We start from the raw sequence: 1,274 nt of genomic DNA, 5'->3' as shown, positions 1-1,274 counted from the left end.
CGGCCTGCCCTGCGTGGACCTCGCCAGCGCGCTCGCCGACCCCGACGCGATCGCGCGCGTGCCGCAGGCGCTCGCCCGCCGCCACCGCCTGCTGCCGCTGCAGTACGACGCCGCCCGCCACCGCCTCATCGTCGCGATGGCCGACGCCCACGACATCGTCGCCCTCGACCGCCTGCGCGCCGAGCTCGGCCCGGACGTGCACGTCGAGCTGCGCCTGGCCGGCGACAACGAGCTCGGGCGCGCGATCGAGCAGCACTACGGCCAGGCGAGCTCGATCGAGGACATGGTACGCGAGCTCGAGCGCCGCGCCGGCCAGCCCGTCGCCGGCACGCGCGACCCGCAGCTCGTCGTGCGCCTGGTCGACGCCCTGCTCGCCGAAGCCACCGCGCGCGGCGCCTCCGACCTCCACCTGGAGCCCGAGGCCGGCTTCCTGCGCGTGCGCCACCGCATCGACGGCACGCTGCGCCAGGTGCGCGCGATGCACAAGTCGTGCTGGCCGGAGCTGGCGGTGCGCATCAAGGTGCTCGCCGGCATGGACATCGCCGAGTCGCGCAGCCCGCAGGACGGGCGCATCGGCCTCGCGGTCGGCGGCCGCCCGATCGACTTCCGCGTCGCCACCCAGCCCACCCTGCACGGCGAGAACATCGTGTTGCGCATCCTCGACCGCGACAAGGGCATCGTCCCGCTCGACGCGCTCGGCCTCGCCCCGGACCAGCGCGCCGCCCTCGACCGCATCCTCGCCCGCCCCGAGGGCCTGATCCTGGTGGTCGGCCCCACCGGCAGCGGCAAGACCACCACGCTGTACTCCATGCTCGGCCACCTCAACACCGAGGCGGTCAACATCATGACCCTGGAGGACCCGGTCGAGTACCCGCTCGCCCTGATCCGCCAGACCCAGGTCGGCGAGGCCTCGCGGCTCGACTTCGCCGACGGCGTGCGCGCGCTGCTGCGCCAGGACCCCGACGTGATCCTGATCGGCGAGATCCGCGACGCCGACACCGCCACCATGGCCTTGCGCGCCGCGCTCACGGGCCACCAGGTGTTCGCCACCCTGCACGCCAACTCGATCTTCGGCGCGCTGCCGCGCCTGCACGAGATCGGCATCGGCGCCGAGTTGCTCGCCGGCAACCTGTGCGGCATCCTCGCCCAGCGCCTGGTACGCCGGCTGTGCCCCGCCTGCCGGGAGCCGGTGCCCGACGACGCCCCCGAGCGCCGCCTGCCCGGTCTCGCCGACGCTGCGCCGCCACCGCCGAGCTGGCGCGCGCGCGGCTGCC

1 protein-coding gene is annotated in these 1,274 nt (G+C 75.2%); it reads left to right on the top strand.

Annotation, left to right across the window (positions count from 1 at the left end; translation table 11 throughout):
• A partial coding sequence (locus tag C667_RS23065; protein WP_004389190.1) for a GspE/PulE family protein occupies window positions 1–1,274 on the top strand: 1,274 nt, incomplete at both ends.

Origin of the sequence: Thauera phenylacetica B4P (genome assembly GCF_000310225.1) — a bacterium.
Lineage (GTDB): Bacteria > Pseudomonadota > Gammaproteobacteria > Burkholderiales > Rhodocyclaceae > Thauera > Thauera phenylacetica.
The sequence above is the reverse complement of the archived record's forward strand: the minus strand, read 5'-3'. Positions and strand labels throughout refer to the sequence as shown.